Here is a 21,469-nt window from a genome sequence, read left to right as displayed (position 1 = left end):
CCGCGTGGTCGTTCAAGTCGGGATTGATCCGGCTACGTGATTTCCGGCTATGAAACGCGAGTACGCCAGCCTGTTGGGGGTTCGACTCTCTTCGCCGTGTATATGCTATCGTTGATCTGTGATGGTTGGCTGCATCATACGAGCAGGTATCGTGGATATAGCGCTTTGAAGTTTGCCGGTGTTTTTGGGCGCCGGTTTCGTGACGGGAATCCGGCTCGATCCAGTCGCGGTGTACGTCCAGAGCGTGCGACCCTTACGTGCGCTGCGCCGCCGGGGGCGAGCGATCTGCGGGTCTTAACACCACCGGCCCCATTCATTGGAGGATACGCTCATGCATGCGGGCAAAGCAGTTGTGGTGGTCGGGATCGGACCGGGGCTCGGCCTCGCGATCGCTCGCTGCTTCGCTCGCGAAGGCTTTTGCGTGGTTGGGCTGGCTCGCACTCTGGACAGAGTATCCGCCGAGGAGCGGATCGAGGTTCGTCAAACCGACGCCGTGGATCTTGCCGACCTCGACGCAGCCTTGTGTTCCATCGAGGCCGATCGAGGACCGATCGAGGTCCTGATCTACAACGCCTACAGGGTCAGCATCGGATCGCCGGGCACACCGACACCGAGTGATGTTGCGGCCGACCTGCAGGTGAACGTGGTCGGAGCCTACGCGGCAGCTCGAACGGTGCACGGTCTAATGGCACCCCGCGGCCACGGCAGTATCTTTCTGACGGGCGCCGGTCTCGCCATCGATCCCCGGCCTTGGCCGAGTGCTTTCTCCCTATCTGCTGGGAAAGCCGCCCTGCGTAATCTCGCCTACTCGATGTCGGAGGCTTTCAAGGTCGATGGTATCGCCGTTGCGACCGTCACGATTGCAGGCCGTATGCAGGAGGGCACGCCCTTTGCCCCCGACCGGATCGCAGACGTGTTCTGGCAGTTATATCTGCAGGGAGTGAGCATCAGTCCCGAGGTGATGTTCACCGGGAGCTGACCCGCAGCAAGCCCTTCGGAATGTGATTAGGAGTGGCCGTTATCAAACGGCGCTGATCTAGATGATGCCGAATTTTGATGATCCTTTGGCGCGCGAGTTCGTCGATGGCCTCGTGCGATCCGCCATCGCCCGGAGGGTCGATCCGGTCGCTCGGCTTCAGCAGTTTCGCACGCTGCAACAGGCGGTGATTGTGATGTCGCGGGATCCTGGCTTGGCTCAAACCGCCGAGCAGATCGTCCATGCGATCGACCGCATTCTGGAGGAACTAGCGGCGGTCATCGAAGAGTAATTTCGTGGATGAGCACCAATCATGTTTGGACCGGACCTCACAGGCGGTGGCGCGCTCACCGGCGCCCGCCATCAGCTCCCGGCTTCAAAGACCGCTCGATGGCCTCCATCGCGCTCTCATGAGCCTTCGCTTCGCTGCGGTGCGCGCGATCGGAGCGCTCAATGAGTTTGCCGCTTCGGCGGATCGTCCATTGGAAATGCCCTTCCGGCTTGGGAAGCGGCGACACTTCGATGGAGTAGGGATGGGGAACAGCGTCGGGCATAGATGGGCTATGCCAGCACCGTTCTGACGATGCGAGTCATATGCACGGACCTCCGTGGCTGTTCCTGCGGCGAGCCGGCGGCGATAGCGCTGGCGTGGCACTTCAGCAGGCCATAGCGACGCCCGATCCAGCCATCTGTGAAGCGAGGATCAAGGGCACCTGGCGCTCGATCGGCCTCGCTGACGCCAAGAGCATCCACGCGATGGCAACGAACCACTTAGCCGACATGCAGAGATGGAGCGCGTGCTGGAGGAGGCACTATTAGGCCGCTTATCTCCAGGGTGATCGTCGCAGGATTTTCCTACAGCACCGCTTCTTCCCGCCGGCGCAGCCGCGACGATCGCGAACCCACATGGCTCGTAGCTTGAGCTGAGGCATGTGGTAGGCCCAGCCCTACAACATGCATTTCAACCTCACCCACTGCGCCTCGTGCGCCATGCCCGTCGTCGTTATCACTCACGGAGCGTGTGTTGTCGTTCAGGTCGACCAGTCGCTCTGGCGAGCGAAATGCGCCCACAAGGACACGACCCCCGGCAATGGAATGTGCCGCAACCTGCACACAGCGATCGCTGACATCGACCTCGATACGGACGATGTCGGCCAAACCGGGCTACCTAAGATGGTTGGCTAGATGTTTGATCCCAGGGTTTGATGGTGCACTCTTCACATTGGAGTGGAGGGACGCGCTATGGGTCAGGTTCTTCACGGCAGCGCCACAACGACGGAGCGGCTGTGTTGAAGGTCAAGAGGTGATCGACCGCCAGGGCGTGCGGTCGCGAACGATGGCGTTGAGCGTCACCAGGAGCTTTCGCATCACGGCGACGAGGGCGACCTTCTTCGGCCGACCTCGCTGGGTCAGCTGCTCGTAGAAGGACCGAAAAGGAGAGCCTCGCCGGATCGCGGTCATAGCGGCCATGTAGAGCACGCCCCGCACCGAGGTTCGTCCACCCGCGATGGATCTTCGACCTCGCAGCCTCGCGGATCGCGTTCTTCACGGTCGAGCGGCAGACGCCGGTGACAGCGGCCATGTTCTCGATCGACAGCCAGCACTCCTTCCGACGAGCGACCTCAGCGGCCACGAGGGAAAGCACTGCCTGCTCGGCCAGTGTAAACTTGGCGGCGAAACCGGGCGGCAGGCGCCCAGAGGCGGCTCAGCGGCGGCGGCGCTCCATCGAGGCGTCCCGTGCGTGGCCTGGAGCCGACACTGGGTCTCCTGGGGCTGATCTGACGATCCTGAGGGGTATGCCGGTTGGTAAGGGCCTCAGTCAGCGGCCGACGAGCTGCGGGCGCGTCCGTGCGTGCCTCGATCAGCCCAGACAGCGACTCAGCCTCGGCTTCCGTGATCTTTCCGGCGCTGTAGGCGCGTCAGAGCGCAGCCGTGATGGTGGACAATGAGGCGCGCGCGGCCACCTCCGCCTGTCGGCGGATCTCTTCGGCATAGTTAATCGAACCCGGTCCCTCACGGGCCGCGGCTAGGGTCCAGGCAAAGCCTTCCGGTTGACGGAAACGAGTTCCGTCTTGACACCCCGGGGGCTCATGGCTTGTGGGGAGGACCGACGCGGCCCCACCAGGCCTCAGGATTTTCAGCAGCCTCTTCCTTGCCGGGAAGGGGCTGTTGGCTTTTCAGGGTCTATCTCGCGGCGACGGTCTCCTGAATTGCCGGCTCTCGACTCGCCAAGGCGGGCCCGGCCGTAACATCCCATGTCGTCCGGGCGGCACGGTTAAATCAACGTTTGGACCCGAGTCGCCAGCCTGCGCATTCTCGGTGGTGCACACAGGGTCCCATTGATCATGATCGCACCGACCCCATCGGACATCGGTCGCAGGGTGGCTTATCGTGACCGCCCGGAGGTGGAGCCCGAACTGGGCGTCGTGACCTCGTTCGACAGGTTCTTCGTGTTCGTCCGCTATGGCGCTGACGCGCACAGTCGAGCGACCAAGGCCAGTCACCTCGAATGGGTCCGTCTGGCCTCGTCCGGTTGACCACAATGAGGAGTTGTTGTGACCGAGCTTGAGAAGGTCGAGCGCGAGATCGCCACCCTGGAGGAGAGCGTCCGATCCTCGACGCGAGCACTCGAAGACCCGGACCTGTCCGCGGAAGGGGCGAGGCAAGAACGGGCGAGCATCGAGCTCTATCGACGGCACCTCGGCGACCTGCTCATGAAGCGCGACGACCTGCAGTCCCTGATAGGCAGGTGAGGCGGCTGTCTGCGTTCTGGTGTAGCCGAGCTTGCAGAGGTATCAGGCCGACATGGCCAAGCGCGCACGACAACTCCCGCAAGACCGCGGCTCCGTCCTGTTCGACGTCGTCTTCGAGGACGGCAGTCGCGCCTCGAACCGGCGCGTGCCGATTGAGATCCTCGGCGGTCTGGACGGCGATCAGCCGGCCCACGAACTGATCGAGCAGCAAGAGGCTGAGATCGCCGAGAAGGCCGGTCGAGCGCCGCGAGCGATCCAGACCCTCATGCGAACGGCTAAGCCGGAGCCGAAACCCGTTCGGGACTAAGGCAAGGTACCAACCCTTCGATCGATACCGATATATCCGCCGCCTGGCTGACCACGCCTACGATGATGAGCCTCAGTGCACCTTCGAACCGCCTCTGTTTGGTGTCGCGGTCGCCCGTCCTTCCGGCAGCGAAGCTGCTATCTCGCGACCAAGTTCAAGCATCAGCGCATGAATAAGCGGCTGTAGCCGGGCGGCACTGTCTGCACTCAACTCGTCCCGCAGTTCCCATAGCTCGAGTGCGCGCTCGGCCATACGCTCTGCAGGCGACAACGTCGCCTCGGGCACTCCAAGGAAGCGCGACGGGCCATCTACGTAACCCTCGGTCCGTGAGTCGGTGACGTCGATGAGGATGCCGCGTCCGCGCATTCCTCCATCCAGACTTCGCTCGAAATGGCCACGCGCCAGCACCCAGCGCACTACACCCGGCACGGGTATGATGCGGTGCTCCCACACGAACAAACCGCCGTCTTCGCGCACCCGGCGGCGACGCACCGTATCCAGTGCCAAATCCTCTGGGTGGAAGATCGAAACGAGCCGAGACCATGAAATGCCTTGGGCGGTCTCGGCGTCTAGCAACCCATAAATCCGAGCGAACACGGCATCGCCCCGGATACAGTCGTTGTCGACATCGTCCTCCCACAAGCCGATGTTGAGGTTGGTCAACGGCAGCGAGGCCGATGAGAGCGTGTCATCCGATAACCGACGCGGCATGCGCCAACCCGAGCTTTCCGCAGTTTGAGCAGAAACCAGGATCACAACTTTTCGTTGCTCGGCAACCCGGTTATACAGTCGCACGGTTACAGGCGACGGCAGGCCCAGGATGGGCGAACGCGATAAAGGTGAAGGCCGTGAATTCGGTCTGCCCGCAACGGATCAAGCCGCTGCGGCTCGCGAGCGCGAGCGCAAGCTAAGAGTGTTGAAACGACTTGGCGAGGCTCTGGGCTGCTCAGTCGAAGATTTCTACGAGCCTTCCGTTGAGACCGATGTGCCCAAGGATGACCCTGGCGGCAGCGAGTGAGGATCAGTCTTCGCCACTACCCGTGATCCTCATATCTATTCGTTCCCACGGGAGATACTGAGATATCCTGCACGCCAGGACAAGCGCTCGACGGCAGCGGCAACCTGGGATGGATTTCGGATACTTGTCGACATCATCTCACGTTTACAAGGTCGAAGAGGGCTACGCCGGCCGCAGCGAGGACGTTCCCGCGCCCGCGCCAAGGCAAGACAACCGCCTCCACCGCCATTTCCGGCAGCACGGCCTCGGGCGTCTCGGTCTCGCGGTCGGCATCGTTGCCGCACATCCAGACCACCTGCGATCCGGTGTGGTTCTCAGGCGCGGCCAGTGACGGCTCGGCGTCGGCGCCATCCTCAAGGTCGGTGTCGCCGTCCATGCGGTCCAGCACGCCGATGATGCGGTCAGCCGCGTCGAGGGCGACTTGGGCGGCCTCCTCCAGACTGGCGCGGATCTCCGGCCCGGTCAGCGGTTCCAGGGTCTCGGGAGCGGCCGATTTCAGACGCGGGGTGAAGGCGAGCACGTCGCCCATGATGTCAGGTCTCGGGGTGTGAAGGGGAAGCCCGGCAGGCACCGGCCGGGGCGGTACGCACGGCTACAGAAGGGGTGGCGGGCGCCGTCAGCGCCCTGCCCGCTCGGCCACGGCGTGAGCCGCCATCTCGCCGGCCAAGGCCGCGATCTCGTCGGGGTCGCCGTTCTCGATGGCCGGACCCGCGAGGATCGTCAGGCGGGTTTCGCGCTCATCCGGCGTCTTTGGTCGGCGCCGCCGCGCCTCTTTGCGGGCTTCGTCCGCCACGTTGGCCAAGGCCTCGCCGAGCCACTGCATCAGTTTGCCGGCGGCGTTGTGCTGCTCGCCTGCCGGTCCGGTGTGGCATCGCCCGGTCCAGGCCATGGCGTAGGCCGCATTGCCTACGCTGTGGGCGCTGTCCCAAAGCGCCCGCAGATCCTCCATTGAGCCTGAGGCAAAATCGATCTGGCCAACGAGGCTGGTGCCGATTGGAGCGGGCAAGGGCGAGGGCTCGGCCGCCAGGGTGGGCGTCATGGCGGGCTCGACAGCCGGCGCCGCCTCGTCCCGAACATCGCGCCAGAGCGAGTGCGACAGAGCCTGATCCGGATCCGGCAGTTCCGGCGGGTCGAGGTAGAAGAAGCTTGGGTTGTAGCAGGCCAGTGCCCTAAGCTTCACTCGGAACCCAGCAACGGTGCGCGCTGGCAGTTCGGCGATACGCAGCGCGAGATCCGTAGTCTGTTCCCCAGCCTTGTTGGCGGCATCATCGAGTGCGTCCGTGACGTACTCGCCGTGGATCCGCAGGCGCTCGGTGTGCCACGCCTCCCAGGCCGTGACGATCTCGTCCGCCCGCTCCTGCGCCTCCGGCCACGGGTGGGTATCGACCACCGTGTGCGCGTCCCACGGCAGGTTATCCTCTGGGCGCACGGGGCGGCGGACCTCGCGGACGTAGGGCTTGCGCTTCATCCACGCGATGTCGTCGGCCGTGATCTCCGTGCCTTCGAGGTGATCCGGGTGGGTGAGGTACTTACCCAGACGCAGCGGGTGGTCGAAAGCACGGAATAGGAGAGCGGCGGGGCGCGGGCATATGCCGGTTGGCCTCCTCCTGCGCCGCGTTGCAGGCGTCGCACGCCGCGGTCTCGCGCTTGCGGGCGGCATCGAACTGGCGGCCGAGCTGTAGCAGCAAAGCGTCGCCGGTCGGGTTCTCGTCTGGCAAGCCGTCGGCGCCGAACGCCAGCAGATCACGGGCGAGGCCATCACCCAGCCCGTCTGGCCACTCTATGCCGATGTCATCGTAGCGCTGGGCGACTCGTGCCTTGAGGCGCAGACCCGCCAGGGATGCTGCCGGTAGCTCGGCGATCTGGTCCTCGATCGCGCCGAGTGCCCGGCACGCCTCGCCCGATGCCTCCTCGGCAGCCTCGACGCCGGTCCGCTCGCGCCACACTGCCACCTGGCGCGCCCATTCGACGTGCGGCTGATCGTGCGACGGTCCGGGCTGGGCGGCGTCCGAGACCGCGATCTGCTCCTGAATGGCTTGATCGTAGGCGTCGCTCGCAGCCTGCCACTTCGGCGCAAGGGCAACCAGGTCGGCGTCGGTGGAAGCGCGCACCTCGGCTGAGATGGGCTCGGCCCCATTGCGCAGATCCTGGGCGGCCTTGAACGTCCGGTCCGAATGGAACGCGAGGGCGAACACCGCATCGGACCGCATCTCGCGCCGGATCTTGGCTTCCCAGGCCGCATACTCCTCGGCTGGGAGCGGGTTGGCCTCGATGATGCGCCGCCGACCCATCTCGTGCTGCACCCGGTTGTGCATCTGCAGGGCGTTGAAGCCGATCCAGTGCCCCATCGGGCGGCGCGAGACCTTCCCGGAGGCGTCGGCGTAGGAGACCCTGCCGTCGCGGTGGTCGATGCCGCCGCCGGCCAGTACATCGTGGTCGGGGCCGGCCTGCGCCACCTGGTCGGCGAAATCAGGCGTGGGCTCGACGGCAGGCGCAACCGGCTGCCGAACGACGCGCGAGAGATCGACCCGCAGGTTGGCGGCGCGCTCCCGGAGGCTCGGGCGCTCGGCATCGCGGCGGATCAGGTTCTTGAGAGAGGCACGGAAAGACATCGCGGGATCCTCGAAGGAGGGACGCGGGCGACCGGCCCGCTCGGGTTGCGGGTCGGTTCAGAGAAGGCTGACGAGGCCGGTGAGCACCATGCCGCCGCCAATGATGAAGGCCGCGGTCGTGCAGGCTGCGGGAGAGCTTGGTCCAAGAGACGGTGCGATGGGTCATGGCCTTGGCCTCCAAGGCGACTTTCGATACACTCAGGGTGTAATACACGCCGTCTGAGGTGTCAGCACCTGGCGCGCAACGCAATACCTCTGAGGTGTATTTTGCTAACTGCTGAACAGCTACGCGCTGCCCGAGCCCTGATCCGGTGGGAGCAATCAACTGTCGCCGAAAAAGCGGGGGTCTCGGTTGAGACGGTAAAGCGACTGGAGAAGATGGACGGACCGCTCATGTCCACGAAGTCAGCGACGATCCACGCTCTGGAGGCGGCATTCCGTGAGGCGGGCGTCGAATTCACCAACGGCGGCGAGCCTGGCGTGAAACTGCGCCGCAAGGATCCGGCATGACCGACGAGCCCCCCTCCCCCGAGCAACTGTCCGAGGTTTTACGCCTCTGCACCGTGCTCGCCGATCGCGTGTTCGACGCGCAGATGATGGGTCGGACGGTTCCTGCGGACCACGCCGTCGCCTTGGCGAAGGCCGCGCGCTTCCTGCAGGATCAGGGTGTAGAGTGGCCGCCGATGCTGACGCACGTCATGCACGAACTGGCAGACAAGACTGATCGGCCGGCGTCGGAGGCGAGTGATCCAGGCGCTCTCCCGGATGTTGATCTACACGACTTAACCCGTTTCTTCGCCGGCTTCCGAAAAAAGTAAGGAACAGCAGTGACCTACACCGTCGAGCGACTAGCGCCTGGCAGCTACGACGTACTGCTCGACGACGTCGTGGTGGCGGCATTGGTGCGCAGCGTTGATCGCGGCAGCTCAAACGACATGTGGCAGATAGAGTTGCTCGATGAGATGCCTGCAGATCAAAGGCCGGCGCCGTTCACATCCCAGTGGCGCACCTTCGAGTCGCAATCAGCCGCACTGGAATGGCTCGGCGTTTCGCAGCCTGCTGAGGGGGGTGCAGAGGCGCAGCCATGAATGATGGGGGTGTGTTGGAGGCCGGGGTCCGGAGTTGAACCGGACGTGCGAAGCTTTGCGGGCTCCTGGCTGGACGCTCGCCCACCTGGCCATCGCCTTTTGACCATGCCCCCCGTGCAGCCTCAAGATCGCCGCGACGAGGGATCCTCAGATGGCTGCAAAGAAGCTTAGCGAACTCCTATAGACTTTGCCTATTGACCCAGAATTCATCCCGGAGAACGGAGGCGGGGCCAGCATCCGGTTCCGGGATCGAAAGACGCCGTGACACGCATTAGCGATAGCAATCTGCCAGCGCCTCGCCGCCCCAGGGCAATGCCGCACTGGCTGGTGTTCGTGATCAGCGTCCTAGCCCTCAGCGTGCCGGTCGCCGGCCTGTTGTTCATGGTGTGGCTCGCCCTCGCGCGGCCCACGGACTTCATCATCAGCATCGTCGAGATAGCCTACATCGGGGTCGGGACCGTCCTGATCGCCACCGGCGTGGCGTCCTACGTTCATCGAGAGCGACAGGCGCGATCATGAGTAGCAAGGCTCAGATCTCGGTTCGGGGCCGGGAGGGATAGAAGACCGAGCCAGGCCGTTAGCGCATGGACGAATTTCTTGAGCCAGGTATCCAATATGCGCAGCCTGATCCTCGCCTTCAGCCTCATCGTCGTAGCGACCCCCGTTCTTGCAGCTCCTGACGCATCTGCCTCGAAGCGTGGCAACAAGGATCTGAAGACCTATTGCTCGGGTGATGCTGTCACTTTCTGCAGCGGCAATGATCCGGACAGCCCGGAAATGGACGCCTGCTTCAAGACGAACATGGACAAGATCTCGGAGAACTGCCGGCGGGCGATCACGGCCTACAAGAGCGGCGAGGGTAAGTAGCCGACCAGACAGCCTCGTGGCCATAGGAGCAGATGAGGGTTGATCACGGGTCCGCAGCTTCTCGCAGCACGGCTCTCCGTTCGCTGGCCGCCCAGAAATCTGGCTCAGCACGCCAAGGTGCCTATGAGCGTCGTGGCGCGAGCCGAGAGCAGCCCCGGAGAGCCCACAGTCACGATCGCCAAGCTCAACGCCATGATGCAGGCTCTGCGGGCCGCAGGCGTTAGCTTCCCGCCCTCACGGCCTAAAGAGGCCTTTGGGGAGGATCAACCGTGAGCTTGTTTGGGCCAGGCGCAGCGAGCGTCAGCGGTGACGGTGCTGATCCTTACGCCCCACCGGACGCTGCCCGTCGCTCCTCGGCATCGTCCTGAGTTTCGGTGGGCTCGACGCGTGCCCCGGCGACTATCCTGCCGGGACGCGCTACGTCTCGTAGGTTAAGCGATGGCCATCGAGCAGTCCGGCCCATCCTTCCAGGGCGTGGCATCGTAGCCTTCCATCCATGCTCTGCGCTCCAGCGACTTGGCCGGGTACGGGCATGCATCTTTCGGGCGCCTGATCCCGCGGGCGTGCGCCCCTTCCGTGATGATTTTCATGATTGGTGGCTGGCGCGTATCCATGACACCCTCCTTCAAGACGGAGCCCGTCTTGAAGGTAGAACCTGTTGGCAGACTGCGGAGATCCCCTCACGCCTGCCAGTCGTTCGCCGTCACTGCAGAGAAGAGCTGTCTTGGGGTCCATCCGCCTTCGATAGCTGTCGCCCCATGGTTCTTCATGATGTCGCGGAAGAGGCTGCTGGCGTCCGAGGGCGTGACATTCGCCTAGTATGGCCTCATCGAGGTACGTAAGGCGCGCCCCGCAATACGTAGATTAACAATTTATTAACCAGATCTGTTAACAAATCATTATGCGCCAAGAATGGACGCAGGGCAAATCTTTTAGGCAGAGGGGTCGAATTCTCATGCGCTTCTACTTCGATTTCGAGAATGGCGAAGAAGCCGTCCGGGACAATAGCGGCTTTGAAGCGGCTAATCTGAAGCAGGCGCTGGCCAATGCTCTGGATGTAATCCTCGAAGTGGCTGATGAAGTCGCTGCTCGGCGGCCAGATGATCTCTGGACATTGGTCGTGCGGGACCAGACCAGAGCGCCGGTCGCGTTTCTACCAATCCGGCAGGATCCGGTTCAGGACGCATTAGCGGCCTGAAGACGCGCGAACCAGATCCCGGCATCCTACTAGGACGCCGGTAAGATCGACGACCTCCCCCGCCAGCCCGTGATTGGATCCGGCGGTGCTGTTCAACCTACGCAACGTCGATGGGCCGGTGCTTGAGTTCATCCTCGTCAACGAGGGTGCCGATCAGCCGCCAGAGTTCTTGATGCTCAGGCCCGTTGCGTCCGGACGCGAGGAAGGTCGCGAGACTGAAGTCCGTCACATGGCCACCTGAGGCGATGTTGCCGGTATGCCGTACGAAGCTGCGCCCGGTCGTGGGATCAAACAGCAGGTGCCAGCTGTCGCTATTCGGACTGGCGTAGATCAGGCGATTGGGTTCGGAAGGGCCCATGGTCGTCCTCCGTCATGACGACAGGGGCTGGGGTAGCACCGAAGCCACCTCGTCAGCGGTCCCATCACGGCTACATAGCAGAAATGCGCACAGCCTTCGCCGCCCTCGCATTCGTCGTCGCTGCCGGCGGGGCGCAGGCTCAGACGATCGTCTCCGCCCGCCATCTGCTCAAAGACCCGCAGGGATACCAGGGCCGACAAATCGTGGTCCGCGGGATCCGGTGCGTTGATTCAGGCGGCGACGGGTTCGTGTGTGAGGCAGAGCCCGATGGCCAGCGCTTACAGCTGAATGCATCTGGGCTCGGCGCCGGGACGACACATGCGATCGCTGAGAACCTGATCGGCTTGTGCAATGGCGTCGCGGCACTCGCCAAGCCAACCTGCACCTTCGACGTGGCGTTCACGCCGGCCGGCTCGGGCTTCGAGGATGGCGTGACCATCATCAACACGCCCGAGATCGACATGAGCGTGCCGCGGCGCCGCTGATCCGCTCGGCCCCGCCCCGATCTGCTCACGGGGCGAGGCGGAACTCGGCCAATCAAGAGCGGCGCATGTGCTCTCCGAGTTCGAGGCGCATCCCCGCTTTGAAGCCGATGTGCCACCCCCGGACTTCAGCAGGTCGCATGCCGGCTTCCTGATGCCCCTGGGCCACGATGATCCCGACCTGCTCAAGCCGGCGCACGACGCCCTCAACGCTGCCTGTCTCCGGGCTCAGCGTCTTGATCATCTCGCTCGCTGCAAGCCGGCCAGCTTTTTCGCCTCGAGCGGTGGGAGCTAGTGGCTTGCTATGCGGCGGCATGGATCTCGATTGCCTCACCTGTATGAGCCGATACGCAAATTGGCTCAGCGACAGGATGGCGGGCGGCGGTTCCTGACAAGCCGTGAACACAGCGAGCCGCGTTGCTGCCTGACCGCAATTCCAGTTTGCTAGCAAACCGGCTGATCGGCTTGCCGCGGATGGCCAAATCCTTCACAGCTCGAACGCAATACAAGTCCTGTTATCTTGCGTTCGAGCGAAAGAGCCCGCCATGATGGTCTTTGGTCCCAGGCAGACCGCTCCCGGTGAGCCGTGGCAGGCGAGCGTCAAAGGCATCGCCCGCAGTTTCCCGACCTTCGAGGAGGCTGAGGCCTGGATCGCGGCCTGCCGGGAGGCTGGGCATGTCGTCGAAGGCCTCGGCACCCCGATCGCGCGAACGGTGGCTACTGCCTCGTGCTGATCACTGGGCCTTCGGCCCCACAGCTCGCTTTGGAGGATCACCATGGACATCGTCGTGACGCCAACTGGGACCAACGGCACCTCGTGGGGCCTGAAAGACCGTCTTGGCCGGTCGCTCGGCGCGATCGAGCAGGATGTCGGCGGTCTCTTTCAGATCGTGCCCGACCCCAACAGCAACCTGAAAAGCGTAACGCGCACGCACCCTACGCTCAGCGACGCGATGACGGCGATCGCCAGTCGCATGCAGGGCGAGTGCGCACTCGATAGCCAGGACTGGGGCTGAACAAATGTCTGGGCTCCCAGCGATCATCGAGCCGGTCGAAGCCCTGCCACCCGCGCAGGCGGACGACGACGCGCAGATGGTGCGGCTGTGGCTGTCTCGGTCGTCCAGCCCGAACACCCGCCGGAACTACGAGCGTGAGGCGCGGCGCTTCCTGGCGCATGTCGGCAAACCGCTCGGCTCGGTGCGGATGGGTGAGCTGCAGGACTACCTCGCCGGGCTGCCTGGCTCGTCCGCCACGGTAGCGCTCGCGGCCTCGGCGCTGAAGTCGCTGTTCACCTTCGCCCAGGAGGTCGGCTTCCTGCGGTTCAACATCGGTGCGGCCGTGAAGGTACCGCCGATCAAGAACACCCTGGCCGAACGGATCATGTCTGAGTCCGATGCCCTACTGATGATCCGGCAGGAGCCAATCCTGCGAAACCGGGTGCTGCTGACCGTGCTCTACGGCGGCGGCCTGCGCATCTCGGAGGTGTGCGGACTGCGTTGGCGAGATCTCATGACCCGGGATGAGGCCGGACAGGCGACGGTGTTCGGCAAGGGCGGCAAAACCCGGGTGGTGCTGCTGTCGGCCGCAACATGGAAGGTGCTCGCGGCGCTGCGCGGTGAGGCGACGGCCGACGCGCCTGTGTTTCTCTCGCGAAAGGGCGGGGCGCTCGATCCAAGCGCAGTCCATCGGGTGGTGAAGGCAGCCGCAGCGCGTGCTTGCCTGCAAGGAGAGGTCTCGGCGCACTGGCTCCGGCACGCCCACGCCTCGCACAGCCTGGACCGCGGGGCGCCGATCCACCTCGTGCAGGCCACGCTGGGGCACGCCTCGGTGGCGACGACCGGGCGCTACCTGCATGCGCGGCCGAGCGAGAGCAGCGCACGCTTTCTCGGCGTGTAAGCGTTGAAAGCGAAGTACCGCCCGTGAGGTCCCAACGATGCTGAGCATGCGCCTGCCGATCTACACGAGCTCCAACGGCGATCGGTGGTTGCTGTGCCGCGGTGAAAGACTAGCGGAAGTGTTCATCATGCATGAAGCGAACGATCCGTCCGGCGGTGCGGTGTCTCGCATCGAGATCGGACCGTTTCTACTCGAAGCGCCCCAAGGTCCTCAGCATGAGGAGCTTCTAAGCCTTCTTGGCCAGCTAATTGATCGAGATCAGGCTGTTCCACCAAGGGGCGGGGCGTCACCGGAAGTGGGAGCAGCCGCTGCTGAACCGACACCCGGCGAGGAAGGGGTATGATGTGATAGCCGAGCGCGGGGCAGACCTCGTCCGGGTCATGGACCAGTCCGGGCACCGGGATCCGCGGACGGTCGTCGGATACATACGCCGGGCGAACGCCTTCAAGGGGCACTCGGGAAGCGGGTTTCTGTAGAACGCCCTAAACACCGCTACATCGGCACTAGAATAGCAAACGCCCCAGGAGCGGGTGGCTCCTGAGGCGCTGCCGGCCTAAGCGGCCAGTCTGATCGGGCTGGGGATGCTGAGGCCAACCGAATTATAGCATCTTCTGCGGCAGGGGGCGATGAAGAGGACCAGTCCCTCGCCCGCCTGCCGCAGGTCCCGGCTCTGAAACCGGGATCAGCTCGATCTTAGTACGAGCCGAACTTGTAGTTCAGGCCGGCGCGGACGACGGCGAACTCGTCGGAGCGGCGGCCGATGCCGGTGGTGACGACCGGCGTGAGGCTGGCGGCGTCGACGAGCAGAACGCCCTGGTTGCGGGTGCCGCGGTCCAGGTTCACGTACAGGCCTTCCACCTTCAGCGTCACGGCCGAGGACCGGAAGAAGTTCAGGAACGAGTCGGTGGGCAGCGCGTACTCGATGCCGCCGCCGACGGCGTAGCCGGTGCGGAAGCTGTCGTTGCCGCGGAACCCGCCGAAGGAGCGTTCAGCGCTGCCCGAGCCGTAGGCAAAGCCGCCGGTGCCGTACACGAGGGTGCGGTCGAAGGCGTAGCCGAGGCGGCCGCGCACGGTGCCGAAGTAGTCGAGGCTCGACAGGCCGCGCGGGTCGTTGACGATCAGGCCGGGGGCGACAGCGCCGGAGATGAAGGCGTTGTTCCGGTCGCGGCCGAAGTCGAGGTACTGGGCGTCGGCCTCGATGCCGACGACCACGCCCGAGCCCGGGGTGAACTGGACGTTGTAGCCGATCTGCGCGCCGCCGGAGAAGCCGTCCTGGCTGCGGTTGCGGAAGGTGGCGGTGGTGCCCGGGGCGGCATACGGGAAGGGTACGCCGAAGGCCGAGTTGTTCGAGCGGCTGCTGGCGTCGAACGCGTAGCCGGCGTTGATACCGAAGTAGGCGCCGGTCCAGGTGAACACGGGCACCGGGGTGAAGATCGGCGGCGGGGCGGCGCGACGCGGAAGGTCGGCAGCGGCAGCGGCGCCGGTCAGGGCGGTGAAGGCGGCCAACGAGGCCAGAAGCTTTTTCATGACCGTAATTTCCCCAGCTAGATGCCCGATCGGCGGCTAAGGTAGCGGGTTCTCCACAGCTAAGCTGTATCGCGCATGCCACACTTGTGGCGGGAGTAGGGCGCGCGCGAGAAAATCTCGATTTACGCCTCAGCAGCGTCCTTAGCCTTCCGCGGCCGCCCGGCACGCTTCGGCCCGTCAGAGGCAGTCTCCGCCTGCTCAGCCGTCTTCGGAGCACCCTTCTTTCGCTGCTGGCCGAGGCCGAGCGAGCGGGCGAGAGCCGAGCGCTGCTCGGAGTAGTTGGAAGCCGTGGAGGGGTAGTCGCGCGGCAGGCCGTAGCGCTCCCGGTACTGCTCGATCGTCATACCGGCACCGCTAAGGTGCCGCTTCAGAGTCTTGTACCGCTTGCCATCGACGAAGCTGATCAGCGCATCAGGGGTGATCGACTTCCGGATCTGCGCAGGCGTGGGCTTGTCGGCCGCTGGTGCTTGAGCGCTGGTATTGCCAAGCCCAGTCAGTGCAGCGTGCGTGTTGGCGATCAGGGTAGCGATTTCGGCTGGCTGCAGGTGGTTGTTCGAGACGTAGGCTGAGACGAGATCTGCTGTCAGCTCGATATAGACTGCCGCCCCGCGCTTAGTCGTATCCATGGTTTCGTCCACGTATTCAGCTCCGATTTTTGGATCCATATCCGCGCATACCACGGTACGAATGGCAAGCTCGCGTACTGATAAATTTTGTTATCATACAGCAACGAGCCATCCGGCGATGGTGAGCTTTCTCTTGGCCGGCGATATATCTGATTGACCGCTTCGGCCAGCATCTTCGATGGGGATAATCATGACGGGGCTACGATCCGGAAATGTCCTCCTCGGAGCATCGCGCTGCCGCGTCGAGGAGCGCGGAGGGCTGTCGCGCTATGCCGATCAGCAGGGGGCGACCGTGCGGGCGCCTGTGGAGGCTCCGAAGCGTACTGTGGGCGGCGAGCTCGTGCCGGGCGAGGACTTCGCCACCAGGACCCTGCCGGCCATCCTCGACACGCTGGTGAGCCTGGATGCGGTTGCGGCGGACGCCAGCCGCGACCGGCTCGACCTAGCCAAGAACGCGGGCTCGCTCGAACTCGCCCTCGGCACCGCCGACGATCCAGGCCGGTGATGCTCTAGAGCGGATGCTCGCTCATCAGCTCGCGACCACGCACGTCCTCGCGATGAAGGCGGCAGCCGTCATGGGCCAGCAGCTCGATCTCGCAGACCGGACGATGGGCACGACCAAGCAGGCAGCGTGCGTCGAGGCGGCTCGGATGGCGGGCGCGGTGGCCCGGATGAACGGGTCCTTCCAGCCGGAATGCAGACGCTGCAGCGGGTGCGGGCGGTAGGCCGCCCCTCCAAGCCTGGCTGCACGCTACTGCAACTCAGAGGGGCTCCTAAGCTCAGTTCGTCTTCGGGTCAGCGACTGTGAACGCGAAGGTGGCCGAGTAGGTGTCAGCATCGGTCAGCGTGGGCGTCTGCGAAGGGGCGATGCGGTGGCTGACACCAAGCACCTGCGGACCCGCTACTCGAAGCGGCACCGTCGCCTCACCGCCAGGGTCCGTCGCAGCACGAGCCTGATCTGCTTCACTTTTGAAGTTCGCGCCGTCCGTGGCAACGACATCCGCGCCAGAGAGCGGGCGCCCTTCGAACAGGACACGGACCCGGATCGAGCCCTTAGCCAACGCCGGTGCCTCCAGCGGTACGATCTCCAACGGCTGACCAACTACGCGATCCCATGGTGCGGTCGGGCCGACCGCCGCCTTGGCGTATTTGACCGACCACTGGCTCTTCTCGCCCTCCGGCACCATCCGCTTGCTCGCGTTGCGATAGCTACCGTCCGTCAGCCGCACCCAATAGCCGTTGTCATAGGCCGCTGCGACCAAGGCGTCTCCATTGAGGGCAGCGCGTAGAACTGGAACCGGCCCCGTCTCTGCAGCCGCGGTGAGCGCAACCGTCCGGGAGGGCCCATAGGCGATGAGGCTGGTCAGCTTCCGGGCTACTGGCATCTCAGGCTCATGCGGATGTCCGTACTGGACCATCACGCTGCCTGGCGCGGGAGACAGCCACAGGTCATGGGCGGCCACCGGTACCACAAAGGCCAAGGACGCGGTGGCGAGAATGGCGCTGCGCTTCATCGTACAGGTCCTCCGGCGACGTAGGGGCAACCTAACCCGGTATCTGCTCGGCCTTCAAAGGCAAGTGTCAGCAGGTCACCTTCGTCGAATAGCCCGTAGGGTCAGATCAAGCAGCCCGAGATGTGAAGCCGAACTCAGCTACCATCGGGTGACGCTGAAGCCGCTCCGGCATATCAAAAAACAACGCCTCCACCGCAGCGGCGAAGACCGGTCCATCGCAGTCCGGCGTAGCCCCCGTTAGAGCGAGGAGGCGGCGCGTGGCGTCCCGCCACCGAGTGCTGAGATCTTCCGCGGTCGGCGTCCCCGGATCGGCTCGTAGCGCGATCATCGGAGCATGCCCCCTGTCGTAGCCCAGCCCGCGGGCCATCGCCTCCGCGATGCTATCGGTCGGGCCAGCGCTCCCGAGATGGTGCGCGATCAGGACCTGCAACATCGTTAGGAGCGGATCGGACCTCGACGGCGCCAGCATCGAGATTTTCTCGGCCTCCAGCCGTTCGAGGCGCTGGCGCAGGCTGGTGATATTCATCGCGTGGCGTGCTCCCAAGGCGCCGGAGCACCGTTCAGCATCGCCGTGTAGTCCGCAGAGAGTTGATGCAGGCTTGTGGTCGCCCAGTACGCCACGGCGCGCGGGTCTGACGCCTCCGGCTTGTACAGCGACGCCTCGTACCACTGGGCGGCCTCCTAGACCTCCTCGGGCAAAAGCCGAAGGGGTTCTGCAATACGGGCAGCCTCCAGCCGGGCGAGCCGGTCCGCGGGCTTCGAGATCATCGCTTACCTCCTGCGGCCTGCTCCAGCGCGCTCAGGCGCGTCGCGAGATCCACGGCCTCGATCGCCTTCGTGTGGGCGTCCACGAGCTTCGACAGTTCGGCGGCCTCGCTCGGGGTGATCTCGCCGTCCGCCACGCCCTGGAGGAGGGCCTTGGTCGCCTTCGTTAGGTCGGATGCCGTCTCGATCTCTGGCAAGGTGAAGGTGATCGGCCGGTCCTTCCGGACGGGCATCAGCCGATCCATGCACATGCGCAGCGCGACGGTGTCACCCTCCTTGGCCAACTCGATCACCTTGCGGGTCAGAGCCTCGCTCTCGCCGTCGAAGATGGCCTCAAGGGCCTTGGTCGAGCGATTGCGTGACCCCTTTGGGCGACCGTTAGGGTTCCCGCTCCGGCCGGCTCGAACTGAGTGGTTCCACTCGCCATCAGAAGCTCCCCGTGAGGTGGCAACCGTCTGTAGACAACAGCGAAAATACAGGACCGCGGGTTATTGGTAGCACTCCCGCGAGATGTACTTCAGCGGCAGGTCGACCGGCCGTTCTCCCTCGGCGCCGACGACGATCCGGATGATGTTGAGATCTTCGTCCCGCACCTCGTGACCGCACTTCCGAAGGTGCGCGACGGCGGCACCTTCCGGCATGTTGTGCGGCCCCTGAATGGCCCAGAGCACCCGCCTGCGATGCTCAGGGCTGAACGCTGCATCCTCAAGCTTTGCGAGACGGGAATGAAGGCTTTGCATATTTTCTATCCAAAATCATTTCCTGATAGATAGAACCTAACAACGGGATTGGCCTACTCTATCTGCCGTGAGTCGCCGTCCTTCTTGCGCTGCCCTGCTCGAACACCCGCTGAGCAGAGGCGAGCCTCAAAGGTTTTGGCCAGCTATTGGACCCGCGCTGCGCACCACGGCGTTGCTCTGGAAAGACAGAGAGTACTCGATGTCCGACAAGCCGCTGACCGCCAATACGCAGGATCTCGCCAACACCGAGTACGACGCAGAGCGCTGGGCCCGCGTCGGTGCCGAGCAGCAGTCCCTTCCGCCGATCGCCCCTAAGGCGCCTTCGGACCCTGTTGAAAGCCCAGAGGTCGGCTTGACGCAAAAGGGTACCGATGAGGATGCCATCGTAAAGCGCGAGACGGACGTTTAAGAGCAAAAAGCTAAGCGATGGGCTCGCCAGGAGTCGTTTTTATAAAGCTTACCAATAACTATACTCGGCCACACCCTCCGCAACGGCTATTAGGCAACCTTTCAGGCCTATTCTCAGCCTACGCCGCCGCTGCGATTCAACCGATGTCCACAGTTCCTGCACGTCCCCATCGCCAATCCGTGTCCAGATCTGCGGTCATCTCGCACAACGGTTGGATGACCGGGTGCTCCGTCGCCGATATCTCCGTTGGTGGAGCGAGGCTGCTGGTATCTGCCGCTGTGACGGTGCCAGACCAATTTGAGCTTCAGACAACCCTATCCGGGAGCCTGCGCCGGTGCCGAACCGTATGGCGCGAGGAGGGGCAGGTCGGCGTCGAATTTGTCGACTGGGTTTAAGCCTCAATGCTGACGGCGGTGGTCAGCGCCATCTGCCGGACCGCCTCGATCCCGGCGTTGTAGGCAGCGCGCTCCTGGGGCGTCATGCTGCTGCCTTTCGATCTCGGTTGCGCCACGCAGCCCGTGCGGCATGGCACCGAGTGACGACGCTCTCGATCCAGTCGGCGTCGGCGTTGGTGTCGGGCCGAGCCTCTGAACGGCGCGCAGCCGATCCTTGTCGGCCTTCGTGAGCGACTTCCCGCCGAAGGGTTTCGGCAAGGCCCAGTCCATCTGGAGGCAGTACCCGGCGATGACCCACCAGGGCTCGATCTTCTTCACGCCCCAGATCGGCAGGCCACCACGACGAGACGGCGCGTCAGGAGCATCAGAGTCGGGCTTCGGCTCCCGGTGGCGGGCCGGAGCAGCATGATCCGGATCAAAGTCTGCGACCTCGGACCAGTCGAACGGCGCGATTTGAGGGCTGCCCGCCTCCTCGATCACCTTGGCGAGCACGTGCCAGTCGAGACCGGCGCCGGCGAGGATCGGCGCTGGCCGATGAAGCCATGAGGAGCAGAGCGGCCGCGAGGGCGTAGCGCATACTGCACAGGTAGGCATTCGCCCCTGAGGTTGTCGAGAGTCACTGGGTCGCTCAGACGACGTCGGTCGCTTCGAAGGCGACCACGACGGCGGCCGTGATCCGGATCAGCTTGTTGCCGTACCTACTCTCGTTCAGTTCGCCACGCCGGATCAGGTTGCGGATGTGGTTCGAACTGCACTTCCACCGCTCGGCCAGCGTCTCCGGCGTGTAGGCGTTGTGGTAGCCGGGGTACTCTTCCGACATCATCGGCGAGGGTCCCTTGCGGCGGGCGTCCTTCCGGGCCTGGATCACCAGGGCATGTGCGGTGTGGTCGGCTTGCTTCACCGCCTGACGGCCCTGGGGCGGCTCAGGCTGCGCTCGGTCCCAGTCCTCCCATCCGACGACGCTATCTTCTTCCTCGACGCCGCTGAGCACATCGAAGGCGGCATCCAGCTTCCTTAGATCGTAGATGGTTCGCGAGCCGATCCGGAACGGCTGGGGCATATTCCCTTCACGGACGAGCTTGTCGAACGTTGGGGCGCTGATCCCGACGTATCGGGCAGCTTCAACTCGGTTGAGACCACGACGGGGGACTACTTCGACCCGGACGGGGGCGAGGGCGTCGGGATCGTCGGGGCGGCGCCTCGGCATGGGGTCACCTCTTCTTGCCCGGTATGGGCCGTGGCTCCGCCATTATGGTTCGCTTGGGTTCGTCTACTGCGGCCTGTGGGATGCGCAGCGGCCTCCTGCCCAGCTGGAGATGAGATGACCAAGCTGTCCACAGTTGACCAGGTTACGAACGCGCCGGGCGCCTTCTTCAGCGAAAGCGCCCGGCGCTTACCGCCTCAAGTGTGCTGCATATCGGCGGGGACCTTGCCGCCGTTTTCGGCGAGCTTCTGTATCACCTGTTTATGCAACCAAACGTTCATCGTAGCCGAGTCTTCTTTGTCGCCGGTGTAATGCAGCTCGTCGGCTAGCTGCTTACGAGCCGTAAGGCTGCTGTCGAGATCGAGCAGCTTTAGGAGGTCAACTATCGACTGCTTGTAGTTCAGGTTCTCACCCTTCTTGGCCGCCATGTCGCTTAGGACCTGACCGACGTCGACACTGGCCGCCGAGCCTGTAGGCGCGCTGTTGGGCGAGGGAGCACCAGCCATTGAGGGCGCACTCGCGCTGCTGGAACCGCTACCAGCCCCGCCCGCCCCGGTAGCGGTCGACGATAAGCTTGGGGTCTCAGATGCGTGCGGCGCGGAGGCCTGTGCGCTTGCTGCGCCTCCTCCGAAAATCTTCGAGATGATTGATCCGAAAAGGCTCATCGCATCGTCCTCGTTGTTCGCGGGTTCGACCCAGGAAGTCGTCACTAACCCAAAGGAACAATGCAGCGT

At 64.2% G+C, this 21,469-nt stretch carries 37 protein-coding genes and 1 pseudogene; 20 read left to right on the top strand and 18 right to left on the bottom strand.

What is annotated here, in order from left to right; translation table 11 throughout:
- Positions 1 to 331 precede the first annotated feature (331 nt).
- A complete protein-coding gene (locus ACYQPG_RS31045) occupies positions 332 to 979 on the top strand; it encodes an SDR family NAD(P)-dependent oxidoreductase (protein WP_461232763.1) in 648 nt (215 codons plus the stop codon).
- Between the two features lie 64 nt (positions 980 to 1,043).
- A complete protein-coding gene (locus ACYQPG_RS31040) occupies positions 1,044 to 1,268 on the top strand; it encodes a hypothetical protein (RefSeq protein WP_461231242.1) in 225 nt (74 codons plus the stop codon).
- Between the two features lie 55 nt (positions 1,269 to 1,323).
- Here ACYQPG_RS31040 and ACYQPG_RS31035 read toward each other — a convergent pair whose 3' ends face one another.
- Positions 1,324 to 1,530, bottom strand: coding sequence for a hypothetical protein (locus ACYQPG_RS31035; protein ID WP_461231241.1), 207 nt, complete (start codon positions 1,528 to 1,530; stop codon positions 1,324 to 1,326).
- A gap of 742 nt (positions 1,531 to 2,272) precedes the next feature.
- Positions 2,273 to 2,512, bottom strand: a pseudogene (locus tag ACYQPG_RS31030) (IS110-like element ISMno7 family transposase); the annotation flags it as partial.
- Positions 2,513 to 3,357: 845 nt separating this feature from the next.
- Here ACYQPG_RS31030 and ACYQPG_RS31025 point away from each other — a divergent pair.
- Genes ACYQPG_RS31025 through ACYQPG_RS31015 form a run of 3 tightly spaced genes read left to right on the top strand, consistent with a single transcriptional unit; the run spans position 3,358 to position 4,036 of the window.
- Positions 3,358 to 3,513, top strand: coding sequence for a hypothetical protein (locus tag ACYQPG_RS31025; protein ID WP_461232762.1), 156 nt, complete (start codon positions 3,358 to 3,360; stop codon positions 3,511 to 3,513).
- 18 nt (positions 3,514 to 3,531) lie between these two features.
- Positions 3,532 to 3,729 carry a hypothetical protein gene (locus ACYQPG_RS31020; RefSeq protein WP_147855220.1) on the top strand — a complete coding sequence of 66 codons (198 nt, stop codon included), beginning with the start codon at positions 3,532 to 3,534 and terminating at the stop codon, positions 3,727 to 3,729.
- A gap of 52 nt (positions 3,730 to 3,781) precedes the next feature.
- Entirely contained in the window at positions 3,782 to 4,036 is a 255-nt protein-coding gene (locus tag ACYQPG_RS31015; protein ID WP_461232761.1) for a hypothetical protein, read from the top strand.
- A gap of 72 nt (positions 4,037 to 4,108) precedes the next feature.
- On the opposite strand, the gene ACYQPG_RS31010 is transcribed toward ACYQPG_RS31015, so the two are convergent.
- Positions 4,109 to 4,831 (bottom strand): PAS domain-containing protein, encoded by a 723-nt coding sequence (locus ACYQPG_RS31010; RefSeq protein ID WP_461232760.1) that lies wholly within the window; start codon positions 4,829 to 4,831, stop codon positions 4,109 to 4,111.
- A 25-nt stretch (positions 4,832 to 4,856) separates the two neighbouring features.
- Between ACYQPG_RS31010 and ACYQPG_RS31005 the strand changes: the two genes are divergently transcribed.
- Entirely contained in the window at positions 4,857 to 5,054 is a 198-nt protein-coding gene (locus tag ACYQPG_RS31005; protein ID WP_461232759.1) for a hypothetical protein, read from the top strand.
- A 133-nt stretch (positions 5,055 to 5,187) separates the two neighbouring features.
- On the opposite strand, the gene ACYQPG_RS31000 is transcribed toward ACYQPG_RS31005, so the two are convergent.
- The 3 genes from ACYQPG_RS31000 to ACYQPG_RS30990 all read right to left on the bottom strand — a co-directional run bounded on the left by ACYQPG_RS31000 (position 5,188) and on the right by ACYQPG_RS30990 (position 7,666).
- Complete coding sequence (locus ACYQPG_RS31000; protein WP_461232758.1) at positions 5,188 to 5,583, bottom strand: hypothetical protein; 396 nt, start codon at positions 5,581 to 5,583, stop codon at positions 5,188 to 5,190.
- 87 nt (positions 5,584 to 5,670) lie between these two features.
- On the bottom strand, positions 5,671 to 6,522 hold the full coding sequence (locus ACYQPG_RS30995) for a hypothetical protein (protein WP_461232757.1): 852 nt from the start codon (positions 6,520 to 6,522) through the stop codon (positions 5,671 to 5,673).
- A 61-nt stretch (positions 6,523 to 6,583) separates the two neighbouring features.
- On the bottom strand, positions 6,584 to 7,666 hold the full coding sequence (locus ACYQPG_RS30990; RefSeq protein ID WP_461232756.1) for a hypothetical protein: 1,083 nt from the start codon (positions 7,664 to 7,666) through the stop codon (positions 6,584 to 6,586).
- 506 nt (positions 7,667 to 8,172) lie between these two features.
- Between ACYQPG_RS30990 and ACYQPG_RS30985 the strand changes: the two genes are divergently transcribed.
- The 4 genes from ACYQPG_RS30985 (at position 8,173) to ACYQPG_RS30970 (ending at position 9,621) form a co-directional block, all read left to right on the top strand.
- Positions 8,173 to 8,484 (top strand): hypothetical protein, encoded by a 312-nt coding sequence (locus ACYQPG_RS30985; RefSeq protein WP_461232755.1) that lies wholly within the window; start codon positions 8,173 to 8,175, stop codon positions 8,482 to 8,484.
- A gap of 9 nt (positions 8,485 to 8,493) precedes the next feature.
- Positions 8,494 to 8,754, top strand: a complete 261-nt coding sequence (locus ACYQPG_RS30980) for a hypothetical protein (RefSeq protein WP_461232754.1) — start codon at positions 8,494 to 8,496, stop codon at positions 8,752 to 8,754.
- Between the two features lie 312 nt (positions 8,755 to 9,066).
- Positions 9,067 to 9,273, top strand: a complete 207-nt coding sequence (locus tag ACYQPG_RS30975) for a hypothetical protein (RefSeq protein ID WP_461232753.1) — start codon at positions 9,067 to 9,069, stop codon at positions 9,271 to 9,273.
- Positions 9,274 to 9,369: 96 nt separating this feature from the next.
- Entirely contained in the window at positions 9,370 to 9,621 is a 252-nt protein-coding gene (locus tag ACYQPG_RS30970; RefSeq protein ID WP_461232752.1) for a 3',5'-cyclic-nucleotide phosphodiesterase, read from the top strand.
- A gap of 431 nt (positions 9,622 to 10,052) precedes the next feature.
- Here the strand turns inward: ACYQPG_RS30970 and ACYQPG_RS30965 are convergent, their stop codons facing one another.
- The gene (locus tag ACYQPG_RS30965) at positions 10,053 to 10,235 is read right to left on the bottom strand and encodes a ribosome modulation factor (protein ID WP_461232751.1); all 183 of its coding nucleotides are present in this window, start codon (positions 10,233 to 10,235) and stop codon (positions 10,053 to 10,055) included.
- A 341-nt stretch (positions 10,236 to 10,576) separates the two neighbouring features.
- Here ACYQPG_RS30965 and ACYQPG_RS30960 point away from each other — a divergent pair, with 341 nt between their 5' ends.
- On the top strand, positions 10,577 to 10,819 hold the full coding sequence (locus ACYQPG_RS30960; RefSeq protein WP_461232750.1) for a DUF6894 family protein: 243 nt from the start codon (positions 10,577 to 10,579) through the stop codon (positions 10,817 to 10,819).
- A gap of 97 nt (positions 10,820 to 10,916) precedes the next feature.
- On the opposite strand, the gene ACYQPG_RS30955 is transcribed toward ACYQPG_RS30960, so the two are convergent.
- Complete coding sequence (locus ACYQPG_RS30955; RefSeq protein ID WP_461232749.1) at positions 10,917 to 11,177, bottom strand: hypothetical protein; 261 nt, start codon at positions 11,175 to 11,177, stop codon at positions 10,917 to 10,919.
- Positions 11,178 to 11,260: 83 nt separating this feature from the next.
- On the opposite strand from ACYQPG_RS30955, the gene ACYQPG_RS30950 reads away from it, so the two are divergent.
- Positions 11,261 to 11,662 (top strand): hypothetical protein, encoded by a 402-nt coding sequence (locus ACYQPG_RS30950; protein ID WP_461232748.1) that lies wholly within the window; start codon positions 11,261 to 11,263, stop codon positions 11,660 to 11,662.
- Between the two features lie 52 nt (positions 11,663 to 11,714).
- Here the strand turns inward: ACYQPG_RS30950 and ACYQPG_RS30945 are convergent, their stop codons facing one another.
- Positions 11,715 to 11,903: a hypothetical protein gene (locus tag ACYQPG_RS30945; RefSeq protein WP_461232747.1), complete on the bottom strand. Its 189-nt coding sequence runs from the start codon at positions 11,901 to 11,903 to the stop codon at positions 11,715 to 11,717.
- 301 nt (positions 11,904 to 12,204) lie between these two features.
- On the opposite strand from ACYQPG_RS30945, the gene ACYQPG_RS30940 reads away from it, so the two are divergent.
- Genes ACYQPG_RS30940 through ACYQPG_RS30925 form a run of 4 tightly spaced genes read left to right on the top strand, consistent with a single transcriptional unit; the run spans position 12,205 to position 13,898 of the window.
- Positions 12,205 to 12,393 carry a hypothetical protein gene (locus tag ACYQPG_RS30940; RefSeq protein WP_461232746.1) on the top strand — a complete coding sequence of 63 codons (189 nt, stop codon included), beginning with the start codon at positions 12,205 to 12,207 and terminating at the stop codon, positions 12,391 to 12,393.
- A 42-nt stretch (positions 12,394 to 12,435) separates the two neighbouring features.
- Positions 12,436 to 12,675 (top strand): hypothetical protein, encoded by a 240-nt coding sequence (locus ACYQPG_RS30935; RefSeq protein WP_461232745.1) that lies wholly within the window; start codon positions 12,436 to 12,438, stop codon positions 12,673 to 12,675.
- A 4-nt stretch (positions 12,676 to 12,679) separates the two neighbouring features.
- Positions 12,680 to 13,555, top strand: coding sequence for a tyrosine-type recombinase/integrase (locus ACYQPG_RS30930; RefSeq protein WP_461232744.1), 876 nt, complete (start codon positions 12,680 to 12,682; stop codon positions 13,553 to 13,555).
- Positions 13,556 to 13,601: 46 nt separating this feature from the next.
- Positions 13,602 to 13,898, top strand: coding sequence for a hypothetical protein (locus ACYQPG_RS30925; RefSeq protein WP_461232743.1), 297 nt, complete (start codon positions 13,602 to 13,604; stop codon positions 13,896 to 13,898).
- Between the two features lie 350 nt (positions 13,899 to 14,248).
- Here ACYQPG_RS30925 and ACYQPG_RS30920 read toward each other — a convergent pair whose 3' ends face one another.
- The gene (locus tag ACYQPG_RS30920; RefSeq protein ID WP_461232742.1) at positions 14,249 to 15,082 is read right to left on the bottom strand and encodes an outer membrane protein; all 834 of its coding nucleotides are present in this window, start codon (positions 15,080 to 15,082) and stop codon (positions 14,249 to 14,251) included.
- A gap of 122 nt (positions 15,083 to 15,204) precedes the next feature.
- Positions 15,205 to 15,708 carry a Ros/MucR family transcriptional regulator gene (locus ACYQPG_RS30915; protein WP_461232915.1) on the bottom strand — a complete coding sequence of 168 codons (504 nt, stop codon included), beginning with the start codon at positions 15,706 to 15,708 and terminating at the stop codon, positions 15,205 to 15,207.
- 190 nt (positions 15,709 to 15,898) lie between these two features.
- Between ACYQPG_RS30915 and ACYQPG_RS30910 the strand changes: the two genes are divergently transcribed.
- Together ACYQPG_RS30910 and ACYQPG_RS30905 are read left to right on the top strand one after the other, a co-directional pair.
- The gene (locus ACYQPG_RS30910; protein ID WP_461232741.1) at positions 15,899 to 16,213 is read left to right on the top strand and encodes a hypothetical protein; all 315 of its coding nucleotides are present in this window, start codon (positions 15,899 to 15,901) and stop codon (positions 16,211 to 16,213) included.
- A 13-nt stretch (positions 16,214 to 16,226) separates the two neighbouring features.
- The gene (locus ACYQPG_RS30905; RefSeq protein ID WP_461232740.1) at positions 16,227 to 16,433 is read left to right on the top strand and encodes a hypothetical protein; all 207 of its coding nucleotides are present in this window, start codon (positions 16,227 to 16,229) and stop codon (positions 16,431 to 16,433) included.
- 54 nt (positions 16,434 to 16,487) lie between these two features.
- Here the strand turns inward: ACYQPG_RS30905 and ACYQPG_RS30900 are convergent, their stop codons facing one another.
- The 4 genes from ACYQPG_RS30900 to ACYQPG_RS30885 all read right to left on the bottom strand — a co-directional run bounded on the left by ACYQPG_RS30900 (position 16,488) and on the right by ACYQPG_RS30885 (position 18,727).
- Entirely contained in the window at positions 16,488 to 17,222 is a 735-nt protein-coding gene (locus ACYQPG_RS30900; protein WP_461232739.1) for a DUF4198 domain-containing protein, read from the bottom strand.
- A 106-nt stretch (positions 17,223 to 17,328) separates the two neighbouring features.
- Complete coding sequence (locus ACYQPG_RS30895) at positions 17,329 to 17,748, bottom strand: hypothetical protein (protein ID WP_461232738.1); 420 nt, start codon at positions 17,746 to 17,748, stop codon at positions 17,329 to 17,331.
- A 238-nt stretch (positions 17,749 to 17,986) separates the two neighbouring features.
- The gene (locus ACYQPG_RS30890; protein ID WP_461232914.1) at positions 17,987 to 18,466 is read right to left on the bottom strand and encodes a DUF5681 domain-containing protein; all 480 of its coding nucleotides are present in this window, start codon (positions 18,464 to 18,466) and stop codon (positions 17,987 to 17,989) included.
- Positions 18,467 to 18,475: 9 nt separating this feature from the next.
- The gene (locus ACYQPG_RS30885; protein WP_461232737.1) at positions 18,476 to 18,727 is read right to left on the bottom strand and encodes a hypothetical protein; all 252 of its coding nucleotides are present in this window, start codon (positions 18,725 to 18,727) and stop codon (positions 18,476 to 18,478) included.
- Positions 18,728 to 18,926: 199 nt separating this feature from the next.
- Here ACYQPG_RS30885 and ACYQPG_RS30880 point away from each other — a divergent pair, with 199 nt between their 5' ends.
- Together ACYQPG_RS30880 and ACYQPG_RS30875 are read left to right on the top strand one after the other, a co-directional pair.
- Positions 18,927 to 19,136 (top strand): hypothetical protein, encoded by a 210-nt coding sequence (locus tag ACYQPG_RS30880; RefSeq protein WP_461232736.1) that lies wholly within the window; start codon positions 18,927 to 18,929, stop codon positions 19,134 to 19,136.
- A 17-nt stretch (positions 19,137 to 19,153) separates the two neighbouring features.
- The gene (locus ACYQPG_RS30875; RefSeq protein WP_461232735.1) at positions 19,154 to 19,531 is read left to right on the top strand and encodes a PilZ domain-containing protein; all 378 of its coding nucleotides are present in this window, start codon (positions 19,154 to 19,156) and stop codon (positions 19,529 to 19,531) included.
- 3 nt (positions 19,532 to 19,534) lie between these two features.
- Here ACYQPG_RS30875 and ACYQPG_RS30870 read toward each other — a convergent pair whose 3' ends face one another.
- The 3 genes from ACYQPG_RS30870 to ACYQPG_RS30860 form a co-directional block, all read right to left on the bottom strand.
- Positions 19,535 to 20,023 (bottom strand): hypothetical protein, encoded by a 489-nt coding sequence (locus tag ACYQPG_RS30870; RefSeq protein ID WP_461232734.1) that lies wholly within the window; start codon positions 20,021 to 20,023, stop codon positions 19,535 to 19,537.
- A 136-nt stretch (positions 20,024 to 20,159) separates the two neighbouring features.
- Positions 20,160 to 20,738, bottom strand: coding sequence for a hypothetical protein (locus ACYQPG_RS30865; protein ID WP_461232733.1), 579 nt, complete (start codon positions 20,736 to 20,738; stop codon positions 20,160 to 20,162).
- 194 nt (positions 20,739 to 20,932) lie between these two features.
- A complete protein-coding gene (locus tag ACYQPG_RS30860; protein WP_461232913.1) occupies positions 20,933 to 21,400 on the bottom strand; it encodes a DUF3597 domain-containing protein in 468 nt (155 codons plus the stop codon).
- Positions 21,401 to 21,469: the final 69 nt, after the last annotated feature.

Source organism: Methylobacterium sp. CM6246, from assembly GCF_054818005.1.
This window is presented reverse-complemented; position numbering and strand designations above follow the sequence as displayed.